Source organism: Streptomyces sp. NPDC047072, from assembly GCF_040643855.1.
Taxonomy (GTDB): domain Bacteria; phylum Actinomycetota; class Actinomycetes; order Streptomycetales; family Streptomycetaceae; genus Streptomyces.
Genome location: NZ_JBEYVC010000137.1, coordinates 1 through 17678 on the forward strand (window position 1 = coordinate 1; position 17678 = coordinate 17678).

The window sequence follows — 17678 nt, forward strand, 5'->3', positions numbered from 1 at the left end:
ATCGGCGTCGAAGGCATGCCGCATACCGAGGGTGTAGGCGGTCACACCGAGCCCGACGCCGAAGGCTTTGGTCCCGATCTCGTAGTGCGCAGGCAGTGCGGATCGTATGTGATCCGCGCCCCACAGCCGTCTCAGGGACTCACTGGTCCCGGTACATCTCCGCGACGAGGAACGCCAGGTCGAGCGACTGGCTGCGGTTGAGCCGCGGGTCGCAGGCCGTCTCGTAGCGCTGGTGCAGGTCGTCGACGAAGATCTCGTCGCCGCCGCCCACGCACTCGGTGACGTCGTCGCCGGTCAGCTCCACATGGATGCCGCCCGGGTGGGTGCCGAGGCCCTTGTGGACCTCGAAGAAGCCCTTGACCTCGTCGAGCACGTCGTCGAAGCGGCGGGTCTTGTGACCGGAGGCCGCCTCGAAGGTGTTGCCGTGCATCGGGTCGGTCACCCAGGCCACCGTCGCCCCGGACGCCGTGACCTTCTCGACCAGCTCGGGCAGCTTGTCGCGGACCTTGTCCGCGCCCATCCGCACGATGAAGGTGAGGCGGCCCGGCTCGCGGTCCGGGTCGAGACGCTCGATGTACTGGAGCGCCTCCTCGGCCGTGGTGGTGGGGCCGAGCTTGATGCCGACGGGGTTGCGGATCTTCGAGGCGAACTCGATGTGCGCCCCGTCCAACTGCCGGGTGCGCTCACCGATCCACACCATGTGCCCGGAGACGTCGTACAGATGCCCGGTGCGGGAGTCGACGCGGGTGAGCGCCGACTCGTAGTCGAGCAGCAGCGCCTCGTGCGAGGAGTAGAACTCGACGGTCTTGAACTCCTCCGGGTCGGTGCCGCAGGCCCGCATGAAGTTCAGCGCGCTGTCGATCTCCCGCGCGAGCTGCTCGTAGCGCTGGCCGGAGGGGGACGACTTCACGAAGTCCTGGTTCCAGGCGTGCACCTGGCGCAGGTCGGCGTAGCCGCCGGTGGTGAAGGCGCGCACCAGGTTGAGCGTGGAGGCGGAGGCGTTGTACATCCGCTTCAGGCGCTCGGGGTCCGGGATCCGGGCCTTCTCGTTGAACTCGAAGCCGTTGACGGAGTCGCCCCGGTAGGTCGGCAGCGTCACGCCGTCGCGGGTCTCGGTGCCCTTGGAGCGCGGCTTGGAGTACTGGCCGGCGATCCGGCCGACCTTGACCACCGGCACCGAGGCGGCGTACGTCAGCACGGCGCCCATCTGGAGCAGGGTCTTGAGCTTGTTGCGGATGTGGTCGGCCGACACGGCGTCGAAGGCCTCGGCGCAGTCGCCGCCCTGGAGGAGGAACGCCTCTCCCTTGGCGACGGCCGCCATCCGGGCGCGCAGCTGATCGCACTCGCCCGCGAAGACGAGCGGCGGATACGACTCGAGGTCCGCAACGACAGCGCGCAGAGCCTCAAGGTCGGGGTACTCGGGCTGCTGCGCCGCGGGCAGGTCTCGCCAGGTGTTGCCAGCACTCGCGCTGGACTTAGCGTTCACGGTCACGCCTCAACATTACGGGGTCGTGTCGAGTCGTTTTCGCACGGCTCGACAGGTGAGACGCCCTCGCGCTCAAGTGGGCATGGGGTAGGGTGCGTCGCATGTTCGCGCACTCGACCCAGAACTGGTGGTGGACCGCTCATCCGGCGGCCCACTGACTGCGCGTACGCAAGACTTCGCGAAGGCCGCCCGAGGGGCGGCCTTCGGCGTTTCCGGGGCCGTTCCTCATGATCGACCAGTGAGGACCCCATGGACCTGACCCACCTCCCGCACGACCACCGCCCGTTCGCCCTGCTCCGCCGTCGCACCCCCGGCCATGACGAGAACACCGTCGAAGTGTTCCTCGGGCCCGTCACCACCTACGACCGTCTCGCCGACCTCCCCGACGAGGGCCTCGCGCTCGTCCCCTTCCGCCAGATCCGCGAGCGCGGCTTCGACGTGCGGGACGACGGCACGCCCCTGGCGGTCCTGACGCCCGAGGAGTCGTACGAGATCCCGCTGACAACCGCTCTCCAACAGCTCCCCACCCATGACGTCCGCGTCGAGAACGGCGGCTTCGACGTCGCCGACGAGGAGTACGCCCGGATCGTCGGGCGGGTCCTGGACGAGGAGATCGGGCGCGGCGAGGGCGCCAACTTCGTGATCCGGCGGACGTACGAGGGCGAGATCCCGGGGTTCTCCAGAAGCGACGCCCTCGCGCTGTTCCGGCGGCTCCTGGAGGGCGAGCGGGGCGCCTACTGGACGTTCGTCGTCCACACCGGCGAGCGCACCCTGGTCGGCGCGAGCCCCGAGGTGCACGTCCGGATGTCCGGCGGCACGGTCGTCATGAACCCGATCAGCGGGACGTACCGCTATCCCGCCGAGGGCCCCACCCCCGAGCACCTGCTCGACTTCCTCGCCGACGGCAAGGAGATCGAGGAGCTGTCGATGGTCGTCGACGAGGAGCTCAAGATGATGTGCACGGTCGGCGACATGGGCGGGGTGGTGATCGGCCCGCGTCTGAAGGAGATGGCCCATCTCGCGCACACCGAGTACGAGTTGCGCGGGAAGTCGTCCCTGGACGTGCGCGAGGTCCTCAAGGAGACGATGTTCGCGGCGACGGTCACCGGCTCGCCGGTGCAGAACGCCTGCCGGGTCATCGAGCGGCACGAGGTCGGCGGGCGCGGCTACTACGCGGGCGCCCTGGCCCTGCTCGGCCGCGACTCCGGCGGCGCCCAGACCCTCGACTCCCCCATCCTCATCCGTACGGCGGACATCGCGGCCACGGGACGGCTGCGGGTCCCCGTCGGCGCGACCCTCGTGCGTGGCTCCGACCCGGTGAGCGAGGTCGCCGAGACCCACGCGAAGGCGGCCGGCGTGCTGACGGCTCTCGGCGTACGGCCGTCCCGGCCGCGCGAGGAGCACGCGCGCGTGAGTCTCTGCGACGACCCACGCGTGCGTGCCGCCCTCGACGGGCGCCGCGCCCACCTCGCGCCCTTCTGGCTGCGGATGCAGGAGCGGTCGTACGACCTCGAAGGGCACGCCCTCGTGGTCGACGGGGAGGACACCTTCACCTCGATGCTCGCGCACGTGCTGCGCTCGGGCGGCCTGGAGGTGACCGTCCGGCGCTACGACGAACCGGGGCTCAGGGAAGCCGTGCTCGCGCACGAGGGACCGGTGGTCCTGGGGCCCGGCCCCGGTGATCCGTCCGACCTGGACGATCCCAAGATGCGGTTCCTGCGCGAGCTGACCGCCGAGGTCGTCCGCGGCCACCGCCACGGCGTGCTCGGCGTCTGCCTGGGCCACGAACTGCTCGCGGCCGAGCTGGGCCTGGAGATCGTCCGCAAGGAGGTGCCCTACCAGGGCGCGCAGACGACGATCGACCTGTTCGGGCGGCCGGAGACGGTCGGCTTCTACAACAGCTTCGTGGCGCGCTGCGACGACGAGACGGCCGAGGAGCTGACCGCGCATGGCATCGAGGTCAGCCGGGCCGACAACGGGGAGGTGCATGCCGTGCGCGGCCCCGGATTCGCGGGCGTGCAGTTCCACCCCGAGTCGGTCCTGACGCTGAACGGCGCCGTCGTCGTACGGGAGTTGGTGAGGCAGCTGCGCCGGACGGCCGTGTAGTCGTCAGCCGAAGAACACCCCCACCTCGTCGTACAGCTTCGGGTCGACCGTCTTGAGCTGTGCCGTGGCCTCCGCGATGGGGACGCGCACGATGTCCGTGCCGCGCAGCGCGACCATCTTGCCGAAGTCCCCGTCGCGGACGGCCTCGATGGCGTGCAGGCCGAAGCGGGTGGCGAGCCAGCGGTCGAAGGCGCTGGGGGTGCCGCCGCGCTGGATGTGCCCGAGGACCGTCGTGCGGGCCTCCTTGCCGGTGCGCTTCTCGATCTCCTTGGCCAGCCACTCGCCGACCCCGGAGAGGCGCACATGTCCGAAGGAGTCGAGCGACTCGTCCTTGAGGACCACCTCGCCGTCCTTCGGCATGGCGCCCTCGGCGACGACCACGATCGGGGCGTACGACGCCTTGAAGCGGGGATGAGGATGACGTTGGCGCCACCCGCGAGCCCGGAGTGCAGGGCGATCCAGCCGGCGTGGCGGCCCATCACCTCGCAGACCAGGACGCGCATATGGGACTCGGCGGTGGTGTGCAGCCGGTCGATCGCCTCCGTGGCGATGCCGACCGCGGTGTCGAAGCCGAAGGTGTAGTCGGTGGCGGACAGGTCGTTGTCGATGGTCTTCGGCACGCCCACACAGGGCACGCCGTGTTCGTCGGACAGCCGGGCCGCCACCCCCAGGGTGTCCTCGCCGCCGATCGCTATGAGCGCCTCGACCTCCCGCGCGGCGAGGTTCTCCTTGATGCGCCGGATGCCGTCCTCCTCCTGGAGCGGGTTGGTACGGGAGGAGCCGAGGATGGTGCCGCCGCGGGGCAGGATGCCGCGCACGGCCGGGATGTCGAGACGCACGGCGGCGTCCTCCAACGGACCCCGCCAGCCGTCCCGGAAGCCGGTGAAGTCGTAGCCGTACTCCTGTACGCCCTTACGGACGACGGCCCGGATGACGGCGTTGAGGCCGGGGCAGTCGCCGCCTCCGGTCAGTACTCCGACGCGCATGGAAAAGTCCCTTCGCCGCAGGTGCCTGACGAAGGGTCAGTGTGGCGCGCGTCTCACTCGTCGTCGAGGCCCCGCTCGATCGCGTACCGCACCAGTTCGACCCGGTTGTGGAGTTGCAGCTTGCCGAGGGTGTTCTGGACGTGGTTCTGGACCGTGCGGTGGGAGATCACCAGGCGCTCGGCGATCTGCTTGTAGCTCAGGCCCTTGGCGACCAGGCGCAGCACCTCGGTCTCGCGCTCGGTGAGCTGCGGGACCCTCGGCTGGTCGGGGTCGGAGGCCGGCGCGGGGTCGGAGGCCAGCCGGCGGTACTCGCCGAGGACCAGTCCGGCGAGGCCGGGCGTGAAGACGGGGTCGCCGACGGCCGTACGGCGGACCGCGTCCAGCAGCTCCTCCGTGGACGCCGACTTCAGCAGATAGCCGGTCGCGCCGGACTTCACGGCCTCCAGGACGTCGGCGTGCTCACCGCTCGCGGAGAGCACCAGGACGCGCAGGGCCGGGTTGTGGCCGATGACCTCCTTGCAGACCTGGACGCCGGGCTTGACCGGCAGGTTCAGGTCGAGCACCAGCACGTCGGGGCCCGCCGCCCTGGCCCGGCGTACGGCCTGTTCGCCGTCGCCCGCGGTGGCGACCACCTCGAAGCCGGACTCGGCCAGGTCCCGGGCGACCGCGTCGCGCCACATGGGGTGGTCGTCGACCACCATGACCCTGATCGGGCCCTTGTCACTCATCGCCGTCCCGCCTTCCCCCGTGAGACCTTCGGTACCTTCAGTTCGACCTCCGTGCCCTGGCCCGGGGTCGAGATCAGCTCGGCGCTGCCGCCGATGTCACGCAGCCGGCCCCGGATCGACAGGGCCACGCCCAGCCTCCCCTCCCCCTCGGCCTGCACGAGGCGGCCCTCGGGGATGCCGGGTCCGTCGTCCCGTACGGAGACGACGACCTCGTCGGGCTCGTCCTCGACGAGGATCCACGCGCGCGCGTGCTCGCCCGCGTGCTTGCGGACGTTGTCCAGCGCGGCCCCCACGGCCGCGGCCAGCTCGCGCGCGGCGGCCGGCGGCAGGATCACCGGGGCGCCGGGGTCGGCGAGGGAGACCTTGGCGGAGGCGTGGGGCGCGAGCAGGGCGCGCAGATCGACCGGCCCGTCGTCGGCCTCCTCGTCCGGAGTCTCTACGGCGGTGACGAGCGCTCCTTCGGCCGCGTCCTCGGAGATCCGGGAGGCGACGGGGGTCAGGCCGCCGGAGACCAGGGTGCGCAGCGCCACCTCCTGCTCGCCGGCCATCCGGCCCAGCTCGGCCGCCTCGCCGCCGAGGACCGTGCCCCGGCGCTGCACCATGGCGAGCACCTGGAGCACGCTGTCGTGGATGTCCCGGGCCAGCCGCTCCCGCTCCCTCGTCGCCGCCTCGATCTCCAGGGCGCGGGCGAGGGTGCGCTCGGAGGCGCGGGCGACCTCGACGACGTAGCCGATGGCGATGGAGGCGACCCAGACGAGGATCACGTTGTGGACGGTGTCGCGGGCGGGGTGGCCGCGCTCGATCAGGTTGGCCGCGGCGACCGGGGTGGAGGCGAAGGCGGCCCAGCGCCAGCCGCCCTTGATGGCGTACGCCAGGACCGAGCCGGCGGTCCATATCGACGGCAGGGTGGGGCCGCCGGACTGGATGTGGTGGTCGTCGACGACCAGCGGGGTCAGGACGATGCCGGTGATCGCGATCGCGAGGTCGACGGCGAGGAAGCGCTTGGTGCAGGCGGCCGCGTTCTGGACGCGGGGCAGGGTGGCGAGCGTCCACACGCACAGGACGACGTAGTAGGCGATGGCGATGCCGGGCCGGTCGAACCGCTCGTACTCGGTGGCGAAGAGCCCGACCGCGTACAGCATGGTCAGCACCCGGTACCCGGTCAGCGCCCGCCACAACGGCTGCTCGACCGACATGCGCATGACGCGCACCTGCTTGGCCATGTCCCCACCCCCGACTCGCGGCCCGGAAAGCCGTGTCCAGGATCCTAGGGCCTGCCTTTCGGATCGGCCCGTGTCGCGGATCCCGGCCTACTGGGCCTCCGGCCGGTCCTTCTCCGCCTTGGCGAGCGCGGCCTTCGCCGCCTTCTCCGCTTCCTTCTCGGCCTTGGCCGCCTCCGCGATCTGCCGCTTGGCGGCGGTCGCGTAGATGTCGACGTACTCCTGGCCGGAGAGCTTCATGATCTCGTACATGACCTCGTCGGTCACCGCGCGCAGGACGAAGCGGTCGTGCTCCATGCCCTGGTAGCGGCTGAAGTCGAGGGGCGCGCCGATCCGGATGCCCGGACGCATCAGCTTGGGCATGACCTTGCCGGGCGGCTGGATCTTCTCGGTGTCGATCATGGCGACCGGGATCACCGGGGCGCCGGAGGCGAGCGCCACGCGCGCGAGGCCGCCGGGCTTGCCGCGGTAGAGGCGGCCGTCGGGCGAGCGCGTGCCCTCGGGGTAGATCCCGAACAGCTCACCGCGCTCCAGGACGTCGATACCGCTCCTGATCGCCGCCTCGCCCGCGCCGCGCGCACCGGAGCGGTCCACCGGGAGCTGGCCGACGCCCTTGAAGAACGCGGCCGTCAGGCGGCCCTTCAGCCCGGGCGTGGTGAAGTACTCGGCCTTGGCGATGAAGGTGACCTTGCGGTCGAGGACCGCGGGCAGGAAGAAGGAGTCCGAGAAGGAGAGGTGGTTGCTCGCCAGGATCGCGGGGCCCTCGTCGGGTACGTTCTCCAGCCCCTCCACCCAGGGCCTGAAGGTGACCTTGAGCGGTCCCCCAACAGCGACCTTCATCGCGCCGTACAACAACCGAGTGCCTCCTGTGTCCGTGGATCAGACCTTAGGGTCTGTCCGGCGGATCAGCTCGGCGTCGCGGGCCCTGGCACGCGCTCCCCCAGAGGGGGACCCCCAGCCGCGTTGTCGTCGGTTGCCGACGCTCCGCGTCGCCGCCCTCCTCCGCCTTGCAGCTGCACGCACCAGACCCCGCTCGACCCGGCCAGGACGCGCAGTCCCTCCAGGCCGACCTGATCCACCGGACAGACCCTAACCCGGAGACCCGGCAAACAGACCGACGGCCCTGGTCGGTGTCAGTGCGGTCGCGTACGGTGAACCACACCCGGACTTGCTCACATCCCACGCATGACCACATGAACAGGAGACCCAGGTGCCGGTTCTCCCCGGAGCCGAGCCGTTCCGCCATGAGGGCGGGGAGGTCGGTGTCCTCCTCTGCCACGGCTTCACCGGTTCGCCCCAGTCGCTGCGCCCCTGGGCGCGGTATCTCGCCGAGCACGGCCTGACCGTCTCCCTGCCGCTGCTGCCCGGCCACGGCACGCGCTGGGAGGACATGCAGCTCACCGGCTGGCAGGACTGGTACGCGGAGGTGGACCGCGAGCTGCGCGCCCTCGTCGAGCGCTGCTCCCAGGTCTTCGTGGCCGGTCTCTCCATGGGCGGCACCCTCGCGCTGCGGCTCGCCGCGAAGCACGGCGACGCGGTCGAGGGCGTGGTGGTCGTCAACCCGGCGAACCGCATGCACGGCCTCGCGCAGTACGCCCTTCCGGTGGCGCGGCACGTCGTGCGGACGGCGCCCGGGATCGCCTCCGACATCGCGAAGGAGGGCGTCGAGGAGCTCGGGTACGACAAGGTGCCGCTGCGCGCCGCGCACTCCCTGCGCGCCTTCTTCCGCCAGGTCGACGGCGAACTGCCCCAGGTCACCCAGCCGTTGCTGGTGCTGCGCAGCGCCGCGGACCATGTGGTGCCCGCGGCCGATTCCGCGCGCGTGCTGAGCCGGGTGTCCTCGACGGACGTAACTGAGATCGTGCTGGAACAGAGCTACCACGTGGCGACGTTGGACCATGACGCGGACCGGATCTTCGAGGAGAGCCTCGCCTTCGTCAACCGGCTCGCCAGCGGCATCGGCAAGGAAGGGACGACCGCACGTGGCTGAGCACGACTCCGACCGCGAGGACCGCGACCGCGAGCCGGAAGAGCAGAACGTCCCGTTCGACGAGGAGGCCGCCTGGGCGGCCATCGTCGCCGGGTACGGCGAGGAGCCGCCGGACCCGCCGGGTTCCAAGCCGTTCAAGTCGGTCGAGGATCTCGCGCTGCTGGAACCCGAGACCAATGACGAGGAGCCGGCCGCCGAGGCGGAAAAGGGCGCGCCGAAGCCGAAGGCCGAGGAGAAGCCCGCGAAGCCGCTGGGCGGCTCCATCTCCTTCGCCCCCGGCGTCGGCCCGCGCGACTACAGCGCGCCCGAGGCGTCCGAGGACGACTTCGAGGAGGACGACGAGGGGCACTTCGTACCGCCGGACCCGCCGCCGCTGCCCGCCGCGGACACGACGGCGAAGTTCGCGTGGCTGGGGGTGCTGGGCGGGCCGCTTCTGCTGCTGCTCGCGGTGCTGCTCGGCTGGGAGATGACGTGGTGGCTGACCACGGTCTGCGTCGGCGGCTTCCTGGGCGGCTTCGCCACGCTGGTGGTGCGGATGCGCGGGGACGACGAGGACGAGGACGATCCCGGACGGGGAGCGGTCGTCTAACGGGTGGGGATGTCGAGGGTGGCCAGGACCGGGAGGTGGTCGGTGGCCGCCCTCAGGTCTTTCTCCGTGATGCCGGGGAGGTCCAGGGGGACGCCGCAGCCGAGTACCTCGATGCCCTTCGTGGCGAAGATCGCGTCGATGCGGCGGTGGGGTTCGGTGCGGGTCCAGGTGTGTTCGCCGCCGGTGGGGCTGGTCGCCCAGCAGTCCTGGAGATCGGTGGCGAGACGGGTGAAGGCGCGGCCGGTGGGGCGGTCGTTCAGGTCGCCGCCCGCGACGGCGTGGTCCACGCCCATGCCGGCGAGGCGGTCGAGGACCATGCCGGCCTGGTCGTACCGCTCGTCCTTCTGGAGCGAGAGGTGGCAGCTCAGTACGCCGAGGCGGGCGTCGCCAAGGCGTACGACGGCGGTGGCGAAGCCTCTGCGGTGCTCGCCGGGGGTGAGCGGGAGGAGGACGTCCTCGGCTCGTTCGACGGTGGTCCTGAGTGAGCAGACGATCGCGGGGCCGGCTGACGTGGCGCCGCCGGTGAGGGTGACGAGGCCTGATGATGCGGCCAGCCTCGCGAGCTTCTTGCGCCAGCGGAAGAACCGCGGGGCTTCCTGGATCAGTACGAGATCGGGTGCGCAGGCGCTGATCACACGGCTGAGGGCGTCGGTGTCGTCCCGCATGGAGCGGATGTTGTAGCTCAGGACTCTTACCAGGGCCATGTGGATCAATTTACGCGCAAGAAGAAAGGGGCGCGGTTCCCCGCGCCCCTTGAGAAGAAGAGTCAACCTCACATGATCGGGTCGGGTTCCCTTGCCAGGTCCGCCGCTCCCACCAAGCCCGCCTCGTTGCCCAGCTGGGCCGCGATCACGTCCGCCACCGGGCGCCAGTGCGCGCCGACCAGCCAGCGCTTGTACGACTTGCGGATGGGGTCCAGAACCAGTTCGCCCTCGTCGGAGAGGCCGCCGCCGACGATGAACGCCGAGGGGTCGAAGAGGGAGGCGAGGTCGGCGAGGCCCGCGCCGACCCAGCGGGCCAGCTCGCGGTAGGAGTCGACGGCGACCGGGTCGCCCTGGCGGGCGGCGATGGAGATGTGCTTGCCCTCGACGCCGTCCGGGGTGCCGTCGCCGAGCGCGAGCAGAGTCTCGGCCCGCTCGGGCGTGGCGTTGGCGCGCTGCCGGGCGTATCTGACCAGGGCGCGGCCGGAGGCGTACTGCTCCCAGCAGCCCTGCGAGCCGCAGCCGCACAGCAGGCCGTCGGGGACCATCCGGATGTGGCCGAACTCCGCCGCGACGCCGAAGTGGCCGCGCCGCAGCTTGTTGCCGATGATGATGCCGCCGCCCAGGCCGGTGCCGAGCGTGATACAGATGACGTTGCGGTGGCCCTTGCCCGCGCCGAACTTGTACTCGCCCCAGGCGGCCGCGTTGGCGTCGTTCTCCACGACGACGGGGAGGCCCACGCGGGCCTCGACCTTCTCCTTCAGCGGCTCGTTGCGCCAGTGGATGTTGGGGGCGAAGTAGACCTCGGAGCGCTGCCGGTTGACGTAACCGGCGGCACCGATGCCCACACCGACGATGGCGTGCCCGGCACGCGCTCCGTCCACGGCCGAGGCGATCGCGTCCACGATGCCCTCGGGCGTACCCGGGGTCGGCACCTTGTGGGTCGAGAGGATGTTGCCTTCCTCATCGACCACGCCGGCCGCGATCTTCGTGCCGCCGATGTCGACGCCGATGGTGAGTCCCATGAATCCCTCAGTTTCGGTCGAGCCCCGCTACGGCAACCGTACCCGAGGCCCTGCCGTCACAGGGTTTCAGTCCAAGTCGATGCGCTCGCCGGGGCCGGGGTCGTCGCCCTTGTCCCGCAGCGTCTCCTCACGGCGGCTCCAGCGCTGCTCCTGCGCCTGGACCGCCGAGCGGTACGCGGCGAGGAGTTCACCACCGGCGGCGGCGAGGTGGTCGAAGACGTCCGGGTTGCGCTCGATCACCGGCTCCACGGCGGCCTTCGCCTGCTGGACGACCTGCTTGACCACCTGCTGGGCGGCGGTCCCGGCGACCCCGCCGAGCAGCGGGGACTGGAGCCCGGACAGCTTGTCGGCGACGTTCTCCACCAGCTTGCGCAGTTCCTCGGCGGCCGAGCCGGGGGGCGGGCCGTACTGGGTGCGGCGGCGGGCCTTCTCCGCCGCGAGGTCCTCGGCCGTGGCCGTCGCCCACGCGTCGGCGTCGGTCGCCCGTACCTCGTCCACGGCGTCGTTCCCGGCCGCGTCGGACGGGGGGAGCTCTTCGCTCATGACGGACTCCTGACTACGGTTCGTCCTTCCGACGTTACCCGAACGGGGGTACGCGGTTCACGGGGTCCGGGGCCACAGATCCGGGTCCGGCGCGAACCGGATCCGCAGCTCGCCGTCACGGAGGGCGGCCCCGGCGACGGTGCAGCGGCGCAGCGCGGACGGCAGCGGCACGATGCGGCGGAACTGCCCCGCGCTGACGACGAGTTCGTCGCCGCGCCGGACCAGGTCGAGGTGGTCGCGTATCGCGCCGGGCAGCGGGAGGTGCCAGACGAGGACGCCGTCGTCGGCGAGCCGGTCGACGATCGGCCACTCCACGAGGGAGGTGGTGCCCTCGCCCGCGCTCACCGGGAGCGCGGCGAGGTCGTCGGTGCCGCGCGGGTCGCGGCCGAGGTGCGGGACGCGCTGGACGTCGTACGACTCCTGCCACTCCTCCAGGGCCTTGCGCTGCTGGGCGACGAGGCCTGCGGGCCACTCCTCCGGTACGACCCGGTTGGCGACCAGTACGTCGGGGCGCAGTCCGCGCAGGGCGAGGGCGAGGGCGGTGGTGCGGACGGCGTCGGTGCCGGCCGGGCCGGGCTCGGCGACCAGTCGTACGACGGTGTGCCGGTCGGCGAGGACGGCCTCCACCGCGCCGAGCTCGGTGTCCCAGCGGGAGGTGGTCTCGTAGAGCCACTCCGAGGGCATCGGGACACCGGCGAGCCGGCCGAGGACGGGCCGCAGTCCCGCGGCCGCCCGGCGCTCCGGCGGGAGCAGCCGGCGCAGGTAGCGGCGCAGTTCCTCCGGGAGGGAGAGCAGGGCGAGGGCCTGCGGGGTGGGCGGGAGGTCGACGACGAGCAGTTCGTGGGCCTCGGCGAGCACCGCGTCCCTGAGGGCCCGCAGCAGGGTCAGCTCCTCGGCCCCGGGAAGCGGGGTGACCTCCTCCGGGTCCAGCCGCGCGGCACCGAGCAGGTCGAGGACGTTGGCGGCCCGCTCCTGGAACCCGGTGAGATCGTCCCGGAACCCGGCGGTGGCGTCGGGCCGCCAGGCGGTGAGCCGCGAGGCGACCTGGGTGGGCCGGGCCCCCGTCGGAACACCGAGCACCGCGCTGAGGGTGTCCGTACGGTCCGCGCTCAGCACGAGGGTCCGGGTCCCCTCACGGGCGGCGGCGAGAGCGGTGGCGGCGGCGATCGTCGTACGACCGCTGCCGCCGGGGCCGGTGATCAGGATGGTGCGCATAGGGCTGAACCGTAAGCCCCTTACGCGGCCCCGGACTCCACCCGCTTCTTCAGACCGGCCAGCGCCCGGTCGATGATGACCTTCTCGGCCTTGCGCTTGATCATCCCGAGCATCGGGATCTTCACGTCGACGGTCAGCAGGTAGGTGACCTCGGTCGACCCCGAGCCCGCCGCCTTCAGCACGTACGACCCGTCCAGGGACCGCAGCATCTGGGACTTCACGAGCGTCCAGGAGACCTCGTTGTCCCCCGTCCACGTGTACCCGAGGACCTGGTCGTCCTTGATCGCGCCCGCGTCCATTACGAGCCTGACCTGCTCGGCGCGGCCTGCCGGGTCCGTCGAGAGGACCTCGGCCTGCTTCACCTCGCCCGTCCACTCCGGGTAGCGGGCGAAGTCGGCGATCACGGCCATGACGTCAGCCGGCGCAGCCTCGATCGTGATGCTCGAACTGGTGTGTTCCGCCATCGCCGTGGATCCTCCAAGTACGGTCCGGTGAGGAAAGCTGAGACGCACGTCTGTGCAGCGTGAAGGCTACCGCGCGCACGGACTCACCATTCCAGCGCCCATGGCTTCCCGGTCCCCGCGAAGTGCCCGACGTTCACGCACTCGGTCGCCCCGATCCGCATCCGGCGGACCAGGGGCTGATGGACATGCCCGAACAGCGCATACCGGGGCCGGGTACGACGGATCGCCTCCAGCAGCGCCCTGCTCCCCCGCTCGAAGCGGCGCGCGACCGTGTCGTAGACGAGTTCCGGCACTTCCGGCGGGATGTGCGTGCAGAGCACGTCGACCTCGCCGACCGCCTCGATCTTGGCCGCGTACTCCTCGTCGCTGATCTCGTACGGCGTCCGCATGGGCGTGCGCAGGCCGCCGCCCACGAAGCCGAAGACCCGGCCGCCGATCTCGACGCGCTCGCCGTCCAGCACGGTCACACCGGGTCCGGCGTACTCCGGCCACAGAGGCGGCATGTCGACATTGCCGTAGGTCGCGTACGTCGGGGTGGGGAAGGCCGCGAACATCTCGGCGTACTGCTTGCGCACCGCCTGCTCGATCACCGCTCCCCGGTCCGCCCCGATCCCGCCCCACAGCCGGGCCCCGAGCTCGCGCGCCTCCTCGAAGCGGCGGGCGGTGCGCAGCTCGACGATGCGGTCGGCGTTCTCCACGCCGAACAGGTCGGGGAAGATCCCGCGCGAGTGGTCGGCGTAGTCGAGGAAGAGGACCAGGTCACCCAGACAGATCAGGGCGTCGGCGCCCTCGCCGGCTCTGGCCAGGTCACGGGCGTTGCCGTGGACGTCGCTGACCACATGGACACGGGTGCCGCGGCTGGCGGCGGGTGTGGGTGCCATGACGATCAAGAGTAGGTGGAGCGGTGCACTTGTGAACAGTGGCGACCGGACCTGCGGTTACTGGCCAGTCAGTTAGTGGGTGGACTACTGTGCGCGGAAGAACCCCACACCGTGTGATGCAGCGAACATCTCGCCGGGACCCCCTGTCGAAGAAGCCATACCGGCGGGTAACGTCCGGGCAGTCCAGTCGTGCTCAGGTTTTCAACGACCGATCGCCTGAGTGCCTGCCCGAGCCGTGGACCGCACCGTCGCATCGCACAACGTCGTGGCGCCGGCGCCTTATTAGGAGCAGCAGTCTTGCGCGAGTTCAGCCTTCCGGCTTTGTACGAGGTCCCTGCGGACGGCAATCTCACCGACATCGTCCGGAGAAACGCCGCGCAGCATCCCGACGTCGCCGTCATCGCCCGCAAGGTGGCCGGTGCCTGGCAGGACGTGACGGCGCGGACCTTCCTCGCCGAGGTGCACACGGCCGCCAAGGGCCTCATCGCCTCCGGAGTGCAGCCGGGCGACCGGGTCGGCCTGATGTCGCGCACCCGCTACGAGTGGACGCTGCTCGACTTCGCGATCTGGAGCGCGGGCGCGGTCACCGTGCCGGTGTACGAGACCAGCTCGCCGGAGCAGATCCAGTGGATCCTCGCCGACTCGGGCGCGACCGCCTGCGTCGTGGAGCTGGACGGCCACGCCGCGGCCGTGGAGTCGGTGCGCGACCGGCTGCCCGCCCTCAAGCACGTATGGCAGATCGAGGGCGGCGGCGTCGAGGAGCTGGGTCGGCTCGGGCAGGACATCAGCGACGCGACCGTCGAGGAGCGCGGCTCGCTGGCCAAGGCCGACGACCCGGCGACCATCGTCTACACCTCCGGCACCACCGGCCGGCCCAAGGGCTGTGTGCTCACCCACCGCAGCTTCTTCGCCGAGTGCGGGAACGTCGTGGAGAGACTCCGGCCGCTCTTCCGCACCGGCGAGTGCTCGGTCCTGCTCTTCCTCCCGCTCGCGCACGTCTTCGGACGGCTCGTGCAGGTGGCGCCCATGATGGCGCCGATCAAGCTGGGCATGGTCCCGGACATCAAGAACCTCACCGACGAGCTGGCCTCCTTCCGGCCGACGCTGATCCTCGGCGTCCCGCGGGTCTTCGAGAAGGTCTACAACTCCGCGCGCGCCAAGGCGCAGGCGGACGGCAAGGGCAAGATCTTCGACAAGGCCGCGGACACCGCGATCGCGTACAGCAAGGCGCTGGACACCCCCTCGGGCCCGTCCCTCGGCCTCAAGCTCAAGCACAGGACGTTCGACAAGCTGGTCTACAGCAAGCTGCGCGCGGTCCTCGGCGGCAAGGGCGAGTACGCCATCTCCGGCGGTGCCCCGCTCGGCGAGCGCCTGGGCCACTTCTTCCGCGGTATCGGCTTCACGGTCCTGGAGGGCTACGGCCTGACCGAGTCCTGTGCGGCGACCGCCTTCAACCCCTGGGACCGGCAGAAGATCGGCACGGTCGGGCAGCCGCTGCCGGGCTCGGTGGTCCGCATCGCCGACGACGGCGAGGTGCTGCTGCACGGCGAGCACCTGTTCAAGGGCTACTGGAACAACGAGGCCGCGACCGCCGAGGCGCTGGCCGACGGCTGGTTCCACACCGGTGACATCGGCACCCTCGACGAGGACGGCTACCTCCGGATCACCGGCCGCAAGAAGGAGATCATCGTCACCGCGGGCGGCAAGAACGTCGCCCCGGCCGTGATCGAGGACCGCATCCGGGCGCACGCGCTGGTCGCGGAGTGCATGGTGGTGGGCGACGGGCGGCCGTTCGTGGGCGCGCTGGTCACCGTCGACGAGGAGTTCCTCGGCCGTTGGGCGGACGAGCACGGCAAGCCGGCGGGTTCCACCGCGGCGTCGCTGCGCGAGGACCCCGACCTGGTGGCCGCGATCCAGTCGGCGATCGACGACGGCAACGCCGCGGTGTCGAAGGCGGAATCGGTGCGGAAGTTCCGCATTCTGTCCTCCCAGTTCACGGAGGAGTCGGGCCACCTGACGCCGTCCCTGAAGCTCAAGCGCAACGTGGTGGCGAAGGACTACTCGGACGAGATCGAGGCGATCTACGCGAAGTAGGTCAGACGTCCTCGGCGAGGACCCGTGCCATGGTCCGTTCCGCGAGTGCGGTGATGGTCACGAACGGGTTCACGCCGATGTTGCCCGGCACCAGCGACCCGTCGGTGACGTACAGCTTCGAATACCCCTTCACCCGGCCGTAGTTGTCGGTGGCCTTCCCCAACACGCAGCCGCCCAGCGGGTGGTAGGTGAAGTCGTCGGCGAAGGTCTTGTTGGTCGAGCCGAACAGGTCGGTCCGGTAGATCGTGGTGTTCGCGGAGTTGATCCGGTCGAACAGCTTCTTGGCCATGCCCGAGGACACGGCGCTCTGCGCGGCGGTCCAGCCGAGCTTCACGCCTCCCGTGGTGCTGTCGTACGTGAAGGCCGCGCGCTGCGGGTTCTTGGTGATCGCCAGATAGAGGCTGACCCAGTGCTCCAGGCCCGTGGGTAAAGGAGCGATCTCGGCGAAGACGGGGTTGGCGGTGTTGGCCCAGTCGTCGATCCCCATGACCGGCATGGTCGACTGGTTCGCCCCGACGGTGTCCCACAGGTGGTTGGCCCGGCCGAGCATGGTGTTGCCGTTGGGCCCCCAGCCGGCGCCGACGCTGGCGTCCAGCGCGGGCAGAGTGCCCGTGTCCCGGGCGCGGACGAGGAGTTCGCTGGTGCCGAGGCTGCCGCCGCCGAGGAAGAGGTAGGTGCAGCTGTACTGCTTGGTCTCGACGACGGCGCCGGTGACGTCGATCCGGTCGGTGGTCAGCACATAGGAACCGTCGCTCGCCCGGCTGATCGCCTTGACCCGCTCCAGGGTGTTGATGGTGACGTTGCCGGTGCCGAGGGCGGCGGCCAGATAGGTCTTGTCGAGGCTCTTCTTGCCGTAGTTGTTGCCGTAGATGACCTCCTGTCCTAGGGCGGACTTGGTGGCGGTACCTGCGGCCTCGCGCTGCATGTAGGCGAAGTCGTAGACGCTGGGCACGAAGGTGGTCTTCAGGCCGGTGTTCTGGGCGTGCTTCCGGGAGACGCGGGTGAACTGGTACCACTCGGTCGACTCGAACCAGGTGGGGTCGATGGTGTTGACGCCGAGCATCGAATTGGCGCGCGGGAAGTACGTGTTGTACATCTCGTTCGCGTCGACGGTCGGGAACTGCTCGGCGAAGTACGACTTCAGGGGCGTGACCGCCATCGACCCGTTGACCAGCGAACCGCCGCCGACGCCCCGCCCGCAGAACACGGACATGTTGTCGAAGTGCACGCGGTCCAGGACGCCGGGGTAGGGGCTGATGTCCTTGTTGACGACGTCCAGCCACAGGAAGGTGGCCAGCGGCGCCTCGGTGCGGGTGCGGAACCACATGGAACGCTGGTCCGGGTTGGCGGTGTTGCAGAAGATCTTGCCGTCGGAGCCGGCGGTGTTCCAGAGCCGGCCCATCTCCAGGACGAGCGTGCGGATGCCGGCCTGGCCGAGCCGGAGGGCGGCGACGGCACCGCCGTAGCCCGAACCGACCACGATCGCGGGGGCGTTGTCGACGGCGGCGGCCTCCTCCGCCGCCTGGGCGGACTGGAGACCGATACGGGTCAGACCCGAGGCGGCGGCGGTCTGGAGGGCCACCATGCCCAGGATCTGACGTCTGGTCAGCTGATGCTGCGTCAGTTTTACTGTCATGCGCGCAGCATCGG

16 protein-coding genes and 1 pseudogene are annotated in these 17678 nt (G+C 70.7%); 5 read left to right on the forward strand and 12 right to left on the reverse strand.

The genetic code is table 11. From position 1 onward, the window contains the following. Nucleotides 1-139 precede the first annotated feature (139 nt). Nucleotides 140-1492 carry a class II 3-deoxy-7-phosphoheptulonate synthase gene (locus tag ABZ896_RS38555; protein WP_360939595.1) on the reverse strand — a complete coding sequence of 451 codons (1353 nt, stop codon included), beginning with the start codon at nt 1490-1492 and terminating at the stop codon, nt 140-142. 95 nt (nt 1493-1587) lie between these two features. Between ABZ896_RS38555 and ABZ896_RS38560 the strand changes: the two genes are divergently transcribed. Then, the gene (locus tag ABZ896_RS38560) at nt 1588-1644 is read left to right on the forward strand and encodes a trp operon leader peptide (RefSeq protein WP_071528813.1); all 57 of its coding nucleotides are present in this window, start codon (nt 1588-1590) and stop codon (nt 1642-1644) included. A gap of 91 nt (nt 1645-1735) precedes the next feature. Then, nucleotides 1736-3592: an anthranilate synthase family protein gene (locus ABZ896_RS38565; protein ID WP_360939597.1), complete on the forward strand. Its 1857-nt coding sequence runs from the start codon at nt 1736-1738 to the stop codon at nt 3590-3592. A 3-nt stretch (nt 3593-3595) separates the two neighbouring features. Here the strand turns inward: ABZ896_RS38565 and ABZ896_RS38570 are convergent. From ABZ896_RS38570 to ABZ896_RS38585, 4 genes and pseudogenes are all read right to left on the reverse strand, one after another. Next, nucleotides 3596-4578: pseudogene (locus tag ABZ896_RS38570) on the reverse strand (6-phosphofructokinase). 53 nt (nt 4579-4631) lie between these two features. Then, nucleotides 4632-5306: a response regulator transcription factor gene (locus tag ABZ896_RS38575; protein WP_360939599.1), complete on the reverse strand. Its 675-nt coding sequence runs from the start codon at nt 5304-5306 to the stop codon at nt 4632-4634. Then, on the reverse strand, nt 5303-6529 hold the full coding sequence (locus ABZ896_RS38580) for a DUF5931 domain-containing protein (protein ID WP_360939601.1): 1227 nt from the start codon (nt 6527-6529) through the stop codon (nt 5303-5305). Before ABZ896_RS38580 ends, ABZ896_RS38575 begins: the two co-directional genes overlap by 4 nt. Before the next feature lie 87 nt (nt 6530-6616). Continuing rightward, nucleotides 6617-7366 (reverse strand): lysophospholipid acyltransferase family protein, encoded by a 750-nt coding sequence (locus ABZ896_RS38585; protein WP_360939603.1) that lies wholly within the window; start codon nt 7364-7366, stop codon nt 6617-6619. A gap of 370 nt (nt 7367-7736) precedes the next feature. On the opposite strand from ABZ896_RS38585, the gene ABZ896_RS38590 reads away from it, so the two are divergent. Both ABZ896_RS38590 and ABZ896_RS38595 read left to right on the forward strand, forming a co-directional pair. Next, nucleotides 7737-8516 (forward strand): alpha/beta fold hydrolase, encoded by a 780-nt coding sequence (locus ABZ896_RS38590; protein WP_360939605.1) that lies wholly within the window; start codon nt 7737-7739, stop codon nt 8514-8516. Further along, a complete protein-coding gene (locus ABZ896_RS38595) occupies nt 8509-9105 on the forward strand; it encodes a hypothetical protein (RefSeq protein ID WP_360939607.1) in 597 nt (198 codons plus the stop codon). The genes ABZ896_RS38590 and ABZ896_RS38595 overlap by 8 nt, the downstream gene beginning before the upstream one ends. Here the strand turns inward: ABZ896_RS38595 and ABZ896_RS38600 are convergent. The 6 genes from ABZ896_RS38600 to ABZ896_RS38625 all read right to left on the reverse strand — a co-directional run bounded on the left by ABZ896_RS38600 (nt 9102) and on the right by ABZ896_RS38625 (nt 13892). Next, nucleotides 9102-9809, reverse strand: a complete 708-nt coding sequence (locus ABZ896_RS38600) for an endonuclease/exonuclease/phosphatase family protein (RefSeq protein ID WP_360939609.1) — start codon at nt 9807-9809, stop codon at nt 9102-9104. The two genes, ABZ896_RS38595 and ABZ896_RS38600, sit on opposite strands and share 4 nt — an antisense overlap. A gap of 68 nt (nt 9810-9877) precedes the next feature. Beyond that, a complete protein-coding gene (locus tag ABZ896_RS38605) occupies nt 9878-10831 on the reverse strand; it encodes an ROK family glucokinase (RefSeq protein WP_360939612.1) in 954 nt (317 codons plus the stop codon). 66 nt (nt 10832-10897) lie between these two features. Continuing rightward, on the reverse strand, nt 10898-11374 hold the full coding sequence (locus tag ABZ896_RS38610) for a DUF5304 family protein (protein ID WP_360939614.1): 477 nt from the start codon (nt 11372-11374) through the stop codon (nt 10898-10900). 57 nt (nt 11375-11431) lie between these two features. Continuing rightward, nucleotides 11432-12589, reverse strand: coding sequence for an ArsA-related P-loop ATPase (locus tag ABZ896_RS38615; RefSeq protein ID WP_360939616.1), 1158 nt, complete (start codon nt 12587-12589; stop codon nt 11432-11434). Between the two features lie 20 nt (nt 12590-12609). Then, nucleotides 12610-13053 carry an SRPBCC family protein gene (locus ABZ896_RS38620; RefSeq protein ID WP_360939619.1) on the reverse strand — a complete coding sequence of 148 codons (444 nt, stop codon included), beginning with the start codon at nt 13051-13053 and terminating at the stop codon, nt 12610-12612. 83 nt (nt 13054-13136) lie between these two features. Further along, entirely contained in the window at nt 13137-13892 is a 756-nt protein-coding gene (locus tag ABZ896_RS38625; protein WP_360939643.1) for a metallophosphoesterase, read from the reverse strand. Between the two features lie 339 nt (nt 13893-14231). On the opposite strand from ABZ896_RS38625, the gene ABZ896_RS38630 reads away from it, so the two are divergent. Beyond that, the gene (locus ABZ896_RS38630; protein ID WP_360939621.1) at nt 14232-16028 is read left to right on the forward strand and encodes an AMP-dependent synthetase/ligase; all 1797 of its coding nucleotides are present in this window, start codon (nt 14232-14234) and stop codon (nt 16026-16028) included. A gap of 1 nt (nt 16029) precedes the next feature. On the opposite strand, the gene ABZ896_RS38635 is transcribed toward ABZ896_RS38630, so the two are convergent. After that, on the reverse strand, nt 16030-17613 hold the full coding sequence (locus ABZ896_RS38635) for a GMC oxidoreductase (protein WP_360939645.1): 1584 nt from the start codon (nt 17611-17613) through the stop codon (nt 16030-16032). Nucleotides 17614-17678: the final 65 nt, after the last annotated feature.

What these genes read in the sequence shown, in the direction of transcription:
- ABZ896_RS38600 (WP_360939609.1), bottom strand. Translation starts at nt 9,809, where the DNA reads ATGGCCCTGGTAAGAGTCCTGAGCTACAACATCCGCTCCATGCGGGAC.
- ABZ896_RS38585 (WP_360939603.1), bottom strand. Translation starts at nt 7,366, where the DNA reads ATGAAGGTCGCTGTTGGGGGACCGCTCAAGGTCACCTTCAGGCCCTGG.
- ABZ896_RS38620 (WP_360939619.1), bottom strand. Translation starts at nt 13,053, where the DNA reads ATGGCGGAACACACCAGTTCGAGCATCACGATCGAGGCTGCGCCGGCT.
- ABZ896_RS38565 (WP_360939597.1), top strand. Translation starts at nt 1,736, where the DNA reads ATGGACCTGACCCACCTCCCGCACGACCACCGCCCGTTCGCCCTGCTC.
- ABZ896_RS38635 (WP_360939645.1), bottom strand. Translation starts at nt 17,613, where the DNA reads ATGGTGGCCCTCCAGACCGCCGCCGCCTCGGGTCTGACCCGTATCGGT.
- ABZ896_RS38610 (WP_360939614.1), bottom strand. Translation starts at nt 11,374, where the DNA reads ATGAGCGAAGAGCTCCCCCCGTCCGACGCGGCCGGGAACGACGCCGTG.
- ABZ896_RS38580 (WP_360939601.1), bottom strand. Translation starts at nt 6,529, where the DNA reads ATGGCCAAGCAGGTGCGCGTCATGCGCATGTCGGTCGAGCAGCCGTTG.
- ABZ896_RS38605 (WP_360939612.1), bottom strand. Translation starts at nt 10,831, where the DNA reads ATGGGACTCACCATCGGCGTCGACATCGGCGGCACGAAGATCGCGGCC.
- ABZ896_RS38575 (WP_360939599.1), bottom strand. Translation starts at nt 5,306, where the DNA reads ATGAGTGACAAGGGCCCGATCAGGGTCATGGTGGTCGACGACCACCCC.
- ABZ896_RS38615 (WP_360939616.1), bottom strand. Translation starts at nt 12,589, where the DNA reads ATGCGCACCATCCTGATCACCGGCCCCGGCGGCAGCGGTCGTACGACG.